Source organism: Luteibacter sp. P4_D7_3 (genome assembly GCF_056401735.1).
Map to the genome: position 1 here is coordinate 26,107 of NZ_JBFUIT010000015.1, position 7,902 is coordinate 34,008.

Consider the following 7,902-nt stretch of genomic DNA (forward strand, 5'->3'; position numbering starts at 1 on the left):
TTAGCTCAGCTTCCGACCTTGGGTGCGGCCGTGGTTTCCGATTCCGGCCACCGGATGGCGAATCCGTTGGTGTAACGAAGGTCGGCATAGGCGAAACCGCCACGCCGACCGGCGACAAGTTGTGGGTAGACATCGAGGAAGCGGGCGAGGCGACGGTCGGCCTGGTCACGGTCGCCGATGACGATCTCAGCGCCGCTTTCGGTGGTGACGCTCCAGCTGCCGCGTTCGCTCAGGCTCACGCCGACAATGGCGAGCTGCGCCCTGCCCTCGAAAGCCTTTTGGGCCTGCGCGTAAAAACTCACCACTTCGGCGAGGCGGGAATCCGGGCCGCGCAGGCGCGGCAGGTCGCCCATCTGGTCGGCGCCCGGAGCATCGAAGACGAGGCCCTGGCGGCTGATCAGGCGGTCCTCGTTCCAGCGCGCGAACGGCTGACGTTCGTAGATGCGCACCAGCAGGGTATCGGGCCAACGCTTGCGCACCTCTACCGATTCCACCCACGGCAGCGTACCGATCGCGTGGCGCACGTCTTCCAGATCCGTTGCGAAGAAGCCCTTGCCCAGCCGAGGCAGCACGGCGCTGCGGATCTGTTCGGCGCTGACATGCGCGAACTCCGCCTCGACCTTGATGTTCGTCACCGGCCAGCGACCGGCGGCGAACCAGCCCTGCATCACGCCGACCACGGGCAGTACCACCAGCGTAATGGCGATACCCCAGGCGACGATTCGCGTGGCGGCGGCTCCCTTCATGCCTTCGCACCCTCCCGTTCCATGGAGGTTTCGAGGACGCGCCAGCAGAGGGCCGGATAATCCAGGCCCGCCACGGCGGCGGCTTTCGGGACGAGCGAATGCGAGGTCATGCCCGGCGCGGTATTCACTTCGAGCAGCCAGTTCTTGCCATGGCGGTCGCGCATCACGTCGACGCGACCCCAGCCGAAGCAGTCGAGCGCATCGAATGCGGTCAGCGCGAGGGCGCGCATCTCGTCTTCGGCAGTCGCGGTGAGGCCGGGCACGATGTACTGCGTGTCTTCGGCGACATACTTGGCGTTGTAGTCGTAGTACTCACCCTTCGGCACGATCTTGATCGTCGGCAGGACGTCACGGCCGAGGATGCCGACGGTGAATTCGCCACCCTCGCTGCCGTCGCCTTCGATCAGCGTCTCCATCAGCATGTCGCCGGGATACTTACGCGCCAGTTCCACGGCGGCGTCGAGGCCGGCTTCGTCGAACACGCGCGTCACGCCGACGCTGGAGCCTTCCCATGCGGGTTTCACGATAAGCGGGAAGCCCACCTCACGCGCCGCGGCATGCACGTCGGCGCCACGAGGTAGCGCACGGAACTTCGGCGTCGGCAGACCGAGCGCAATCCACACCTGTTTGGCGCGGACCTTGTCGAGCGACAGCGCGGACCCGAGCACACCGGAACCGGTGTAGGGAACACCGAGCGACTGCAGCGCGCCCTGGAGCTCGCCGTTCTCGCCGCCAGCGCCGTGAAGAATATTGAACACGCGCGCGAAGTGGCCGGCGCGTACCGCGTCGAGCAGGGCCGGAATACCGTCGATGGCATGGGCGTCCACGCCACGGGAGCGCAGCGCTTCCAGCACGCCTCGACCGGAATCGAGCGAGACGTCGCGTTCAGCCGAATTGCCGCCCATCACCACGGCGACACGGCCGAAGTCGGCGGCATCGGTGATCAGGCGGGGGAAACGTGTGTCATCCATTACTTGTTCGTCCTCAGGTGGCCGGCATTACCCAGCTCGACGGCTGCCGCGCCGATGTCGCCAGCGCCGAGCAGCATGATCAGGTCGTTGTCGCGCACCAGCGCGGACAACGTGTCGCGCAGATCGCGCGGATGGTCGACCAGCACCGGGTCGGTCTTGCCGCGCGCGCGGATGGCACGGGCCAGGGCTTTACCATCGGCTCCGGCGATCGGGGACTCACCGGCCGGGTAGACCTCGGTGAGCACGAGCACGTCCACTTCAGCCAGCACGTTGGCGAAGTCGTCGAGCAGGTCACGTGTGCGGCTATAGCGATGCGGCTGGAACGCGACCACGAGGCGACGGTCCGGCCAGCCGCCACGGGCGGYGGCGAACACGGCAGCGAGCTCGCGCGGATGGTGGCCGTAGTCGTCGACCAGCAGGGCCTTGCCACTGTCGAGCTCGACTTCGCCGCGACGATGGAAGCGACGGCCGACACCCTCGAAGCGGGCCAGCGCGCGCGCGATGGCTTCGGCTTCGACGCCGAGCTGCCAGCCCACCGCGGCGGCGGCGAGCGCGTTCTGCACGTTATGCCGGCCGGGGAGATTGAGCGTGACCGGCAGCGTGCCGGCCATACCCGGCAGGTGCAGGTCGAAATGCATCTCGAAACCGACCTGGCGCACGTTGGTCGCCGTGACGTCGGCACCCGGCTTGTCGATCGCATAGGTCAGCATGCGACGCGAGGTGTCCTGCGCAAGCAGGGCCGTTTCCTCGTCGTCGATGCACAGCACGGCCATGCCGTAGAACGGCAGGCGATGCAGGAAGTCACGAAAGGCTTTCTTCACCTGGGCGAAATCGCCGTTGTAGTTCTCGAGGTGATCGGCGTCGATATTGGTCACGACGGCCATGACCGGCGAGAGCATCAGGAACGAGCCATCCGATTCGTCAGCCTCAGCGACCAGGTACTGACCGGTGCCCAGACGCGCATTGGCGCCGGCGGCATTGAGCTGACCACCGATGACGAAGGTCGGATCGTAGTCCGCTTCGGCAAGCACGCTGGCAACCAGGCTGGTGGTGGTCGTCTTGCCGTGCGTTCCGGCGATGGCGATGCCCCGACGGAAGCGCATGAGTTCACCGAGCATTTCCGCACGCGGCACCATGGGCACGCGCGCGGCCTGCGCAGCGACGATCTCGGGGTTGTCCTGACGGATCGCACTCGAGGTGACAATCACATCGGCACCATCGATGTTCGCGGCGCTATGACCGATGTGGACTTCCACACCGAGCTTGGCCAGGCGTTCGGTCGTGGGCGACGGCGCACGGTCGGAACCGGAAACGCTGTAGCCGAGGTTCTTCAGCACTTCGGCAATGCCGCTCATGCCGACGCCGCCCACGCCGATGAAGTGGACACGGCGGAACGAAGTCATGAAATCATCGTGAGCGCGCAAACGACCGGGCGTCATGCGGAAACCTCCATGCAGTGACGTGCAATCGTTGCTGCGGCGTCGGGCTTGGCCAGCGTACGGGACGCATTGGCCGCGGAAAGGATGTGTTGGCGGTCGCCGAGCATGGTGGCGAGCAGCGTGGCGATCACCTCGTCACCTTCGGGGGAAGCAGCGAGGGAGTCCGGGAGCAGCAACGCACCGCCGGCGTCGACCATCGCACGGGCGTTGACCGTCTGGTGATCGTCAACCGCGTGCGGGAACGGCACGAGCAAGGCTTCGAGGCCGGCGCCGCAGAGTTCGGCCACCGTCAGCGCGCCAGCGCGGCACACGGCGAGATCGGCCCACTCGTAAGCGCCAGCCATGTCTTCGATGAAAGGCACGATGTTGGCGTTGGTGATGCCTGCGGATGCATAAGCGCCGCGGGCTTCCTCGAGGCCGCGTTCACCGGTCTGGTGCACGACCTCGGGCTCGCTGGCGGCAAATTCGGGCTTGGTGCGCATGAAGGCCAGCGCCTTGGGCACCGCGAGGTTCAACGTCCGCGCGCCGAGGCTGCCACCCAGCACCAGCAGGCGCGGACGACCATTGCGGTCAGCCATGCGCTGGTCGGGAGCCGGCAGGGCGGCGATTCGGGCGCGCACCGGGTTACCTACCCACTCGCCGTTCGGCAACACGTTGGGGAAACCCGTGAGTACCTTCTTCGCGAACGCGGCGAGCTTGCGGTTCGTATAACCGGCGACCGCGTTCTGCTCGTGCACGACCAGCGGGATGCCTAACAGACGCGCGGCGATACCTGCCGGTCCGGCAACATAGCCGCCCATGGAGAGCACGCAGCGCGGACGCAACCGGCGCAGCACTTTCAGCGAGGCGAACAGCGCGCGCGCGAGCATCAGCGGTGCCATCAGGCGAGTCGCCACGCCCTTGCCGCGCAAGCCGCCCACCGCGACCGTATGCAGGTCGAGACCATGTGCGGGCACGACGCGCGTTTCCATGCCGCCCTCGGCGCCCAGCCACGCCACCGCCACGCCGCGCGAACGCAGCTCGTCGGCCACGGCGAGCCCCGGGAAAATGTGACCGCCGGTACCGCCGGCCATGATCAGCACGGGGGCGCTCATGCCATGCCTCCGAGCGGCGCGTTGGCGTCCGGCACCGCGTTGGCAGGCAGGCGCACGGCCGTCTGGCGTGCGTCTTCGGCCCGATTGATCTCGAACGTGGCGCGCAGCAGCACACCGACCATGGCGCAGGTCATCAGCACGGACGAACCGCCCGAGCTGATCAGCGGCAGGGTGAGGCCCTTGGTCGGCAGCACGCCCAGGTTCACGCCGATCGAGACCATGGCCTGGAAACCCATCATCAGTGAGATGCCATAGGCGACGTAGCCGGAGAAACGGTGGCCAAGCTCGACGCCCTTCAGGCCCAGGTACAGACCGCGGCCAACCAGCACGACGTAGAGGAAGATGACCAGGACGATGCCGGCGAGACCGAGTTCTTCGGCGAGCACGGCAAGGATGAAGTCGGTATGTGCCTCGGGCAGGTAGAACAGCTTTTGCACGCTCGAACCCAGCCCCACGCCCGTCCACTCGCCACGACCCACGGCGATCAGGGCCTGGGTCAGCTGGAAGCCGTCGTTGAACGGATCCTTCCAGGGATCGAGGAACGAGGTCAGGCGCTTGATGCGGTAGTCCTCGGCGGTCGCGGCGTAGATCAGCGCGGGGACAAGCGGCGTCGCCAGCAAGAGCAGGTTGCGCATGCGCGCGCCGGCCAGCCAGACCATACCGACCGTGGTGGCGACGACCAGCGCGGCCGAACCGAAGTCGGGCTGGGCGAGCAGCAGGAGCACGATCAGACCCGCCACGGCGACCGGCTTGACCACGCCGAACAGTTCGTACTCCACGCCTTCGCGATGGCGCACGAGATAGCTCGCAAGGTACGCGACGAGGATGAGCTTGACGGCCTCGACGGGCTGGAAGCTGGTCACCAGCAGGTTCACCCAGCGACGCGCGCCGTTGATGCGCATGCCGAACACGGGCAGGAACACCATCAACAACATGATGATGCCCAGCAGCAGGAGCAGGAAGCTGTGCTTCTCGAGCGTCTTCAGTTCGGTACGCATCGCGGCGGCGGCGAAGCAGCCACCGAGGAACAGGAACACGAGATGGCGCTTGAGGTAGTAAAACGCACCCTGGTGGGAACCGTCGGCCACGGCTATCGAGGCTGAGGTGACCATGATCACACCCAGCGCGGCGAGCGCGAGCGCAGCCAGGAGCAACGGGAGGTCGAAACTCCCCCGTGGGCCCTGTCGGCGTTGCGCCTGCTTTGTGCCGAAGCCAAACATGATTCTCAGCGCACCTTCAACGTAGCAAGACCGATAAGCACCAGCACGACGCTGATGATCCAGAAGCGAACGATGACGCGGGGTTCCGGCCATCCCTTCAGTTCGAAGTGATGGTGGATCGGCGCCATGCGAAAAATGCGTTTGCCGCGCAGCTTGAAGCTGGCGACCTGCAACATCACCGAGGCGGTTTCCATCACAAACACGCCGCCCATCACCAGCAACACGATTTCCTGGCGAACGATCAGCGCGACGCAACCGAGCGCGGCGCCGATGGCCAGGGCACCCACGTCACCCATGAAGACCTGGGCCGGATACGTGTTGAACCACAGGAAGCCCAGGCCTGCGCCGGATAGCGCGCTGCAGAAGATCGCCAGTTCGCCGGCACCGGGAATGGCCGGGATGCCGAGGTACTCGGAGAACAGCTTGTTACCGGCAAGGTAAGCGAAGATGCCCAGTGCGCCGGATACAAGCACGCTCGGCATGATCGCCAGGCCGTCGAGTCCGTCGGTCAGGTTCACCGCGTTGGAAAAGCCGACAATGATGAAGTAGCCGATCACCACGAAGAACAGGCCCAGCGGTACCGCCACCTGCTTGAACAGCGGCACGTACAGCGCGATTTCAGCCGGCGCCTGGTGCGTGTGGTAGAGGAACACGGCCGCGGCCAGGCCGAAGACCGACTGCCAGAAGTACTTCCAGCGGCTGGCCAGGCCACGACTGTCCTTGAGCACCAGCTTGCGGTAGTCGTCGTAAAAACCGATGACGCCGAACGCGAGCGTGACCAGCAGGACCACCCAGATGTAACGGTTGCCGAGGTCGGCCCACAGCAGCGTCGCGATGCCGATGGAGAACAGGATCAGCGTGCCGCCCATGGTGGGCGTACCGGCCTTGGAAAGATGGGTCTGCGGACCGTCGCTGCGCACCACCTGCCCTGCTTTCAGCGCGGCCAGCTTGCGAATCAGGGCCGGGCCGAGCAGGAGCGACACGGCCAGCGCAGTGAGCGCCGCCATGATCGCGCGGAAGGTGATGTATTGGAAAAGATGCAACGACGTGAAGTGCCGAGCCATCCATTCCGCCAGTTCAAGCAGCATCGGATGCTCCTTCAGCGTGTTTCTTCATTGCCGCCACGATCCGGTCCATGCCGGACGAACGTGACCCCTTCACGAGGCAGGTCACGCCCTCATGGATCTGCGTGCAAGCCGCTTCGATCAGCGCTTCCTGCGTAGCGAAATGCTGCGCGCCCGGGCCGAAGGCCTCGACCGCGGCCGCGGACTTGGGCCCGGTGGCGAGCAGGCGCTCGATGCCGCGGTCATGCGCGAGCTTGCCGATACCGGCGTGCAGCTTGATCGTGTCCGCGCCGAGTTCAGCCATGTCGCCGAGGATCAGCCAGCGCTCGCCGCGTGCCAGCGACAAGGTGTCGATCGCGGCGGCAGCGGATCCCGGGTTGGCGTTGTAGCTGTCGTCGATCAGCGTCCAGTTGCCTGGCATCGCTTCCAGGTTCAGGCGACCGGCAACCTGCGGCACCTGCTCCAGACCCTCGACGATGAGGTCGACCGGCACGTCCAGCGCCGTCGCAATGGCGGCAGCGGCGAGCGCATTGGCGACATTGTGACGGCCGGCCATCGGCAGGTGTACGTCGCCGTCGCCGTGCGGCGTGGACAGGACGAAGTGCGTGCCGTCGATGCGCTCCTCGACGATGTCCGCACCGATGTCCGCGCGATGCTCGAGGCCGTAACGCAGGATCCGGCGCGTGCCGGCGAGGTTGGCGAAGAAACCGGCAAAACGCGTGTCGTCGGCATTGATCACCGCGACGCCATCGACGGGCAGCGACTGGTAGAGCGCGCCCTTGGTTTCGGCGACGCCTTCGATCGTGCCCATGCGCTCAAGATGCGCGGGGGCGATGGAATTGACGAGACCGATATCGGGCCGCGCGATGGCAGCGAGATAATCGATGTCACCCGGCTTGCCTGCGCCCATCTCGAGGACGAGGTACTGCGTGTCCTGTGGCATCGCCAACAAGGTCAGCGGCATGCCGATCTCGTTATTGAAATTGCCGGCGTTCACGTGGGTCCGGCCATGGCGCGAAAGGATGGACGCGGTCAGCGTCTTCACCGTGGTCTTGCCGTTGGAACCGGTAATGCCGACGACGCGCACGCTGGTCTGGGCACGCACCGCACTGGCGAGATCGCCCAGGGCGATCTGGGTGTCGTCGACGATCACCTGCGGAATCGCCACGTTGACCGGACGCGTGACAAGGGCGGCGACGGCGCCGCCCTCGGCCGCCGCGGCAACGAAGTCATGCGCGTCGACGCGCTCGCCCGGCAGGGCGACAAAGATGTCACCCGCCTTGAGCGTGCGCGTATCGATGGAAAAGCCAGTGACCTCGACATCGGCGCCTTGCAGGCGGCCGCGAGTCCAGAGGGCAACGGCGGACA

Annotated in this window: 7 protein-coding genes; all 7 read right to left on the minus strand. The window is 66.1% G+C overall.

All coding sequences use genetic code 11. The annotated features are described in order from the left end of the window. Positions 1-5: 5 nt before the first annotated feature. The gene (locus AC1DSN_RS03235; protein ID WP_213949658.1) at positions 6-746 is read right to left on the minus strand and encodes a cell division protein FtsQ/DivIB; all 741 of its coding nucleotides are present in this window, start codon (positions 744-746) and stop codon (positions 6-8) included. Beyond that, entirely contained in the window at positions 743-1,717 is a 975-nt protein-coding gene (locus AC1DSN_RS03240) for a D-alanine--D-alanine ligase (RefSeq protein ID WP_477294478.1), read from the minus strand. The genes AC1DSN_RS03235 and AC1DSN_RS03240 overlap by 4 nt, the downstream gene beginning before the upstream one ends. Beyond that, positions 1,717-3,156 (minus strand): UDP-N-acetylmuramate--L-alanine ligase, encoded by a 1,440-nt coding sequence (gene murC / locus AC1DSN_RS03245; RefSeq protein ID WP_477329559.1) that lies wholly within the window; start codon positions 3,154-3,156, stop codon positions 1,717-1,719. The genes AC1DSN_RS03240 and murC overlap by 1 nt, the downstream gene beginning before the upstream one ends. Further along, positions 3,153-4,250, minus strand: a complete 1,098-nt coding sequence (gene murG, locus AC1DSN_RS03250; protein WP_477294480.1) for an undecaprenyldiphospho-muramoylpentapeptide beta-N-acetylglucosaminyltransferase — start codon at positions 4,248-4,250, stop codon at positions 3,153-3,155. The genes murC and murG overlap by 4 nt, the downstream gene beginning before the upstream one ends. Further along, positions 4,247-5,470 (minus strand): putative lipid II flippase FtsW, encoded by a 1,224-nt coding sequence (ftsW, locus tag AC1DSN_RS03255; protein ID WP_213949662.1) that lies wholly within the window; start codon positions 5,468-5,470, stop codon positions 4,247-4,249. The genes murG and ftsW overlap by 4 nt, the downstream gene beginning before the upstream one ends. A 5-nt stretch (positions 5,471-5,475) precedes the next feature. Continuing rightward, a complete protein-coding gene (gene mraY, locus AC1DSN_RS03260; protein ID WP_063571599.1) occupies positions 5,476-6,558 on the minus strand; it encodes a phospho-N-acetylmuramoyl-pentapeptide-transferase in 1,083 nt (360 codons plus the stop codon). Continuing rightward, positions 6,548-7,902, minus strand: a 1,355-nt coding sequence (locus AC1DSN_RS03265) for a UDP-N-acetylmuramoyl-tripeptide--D-alanyl-D-alanine ligase (RefSeq protein WP_477329561.1), incomplete at its 5' end; no start/stop codon positions are given. The genes mraY and AC1DSN_RS03265, both read right to left, overlap by 11 nt.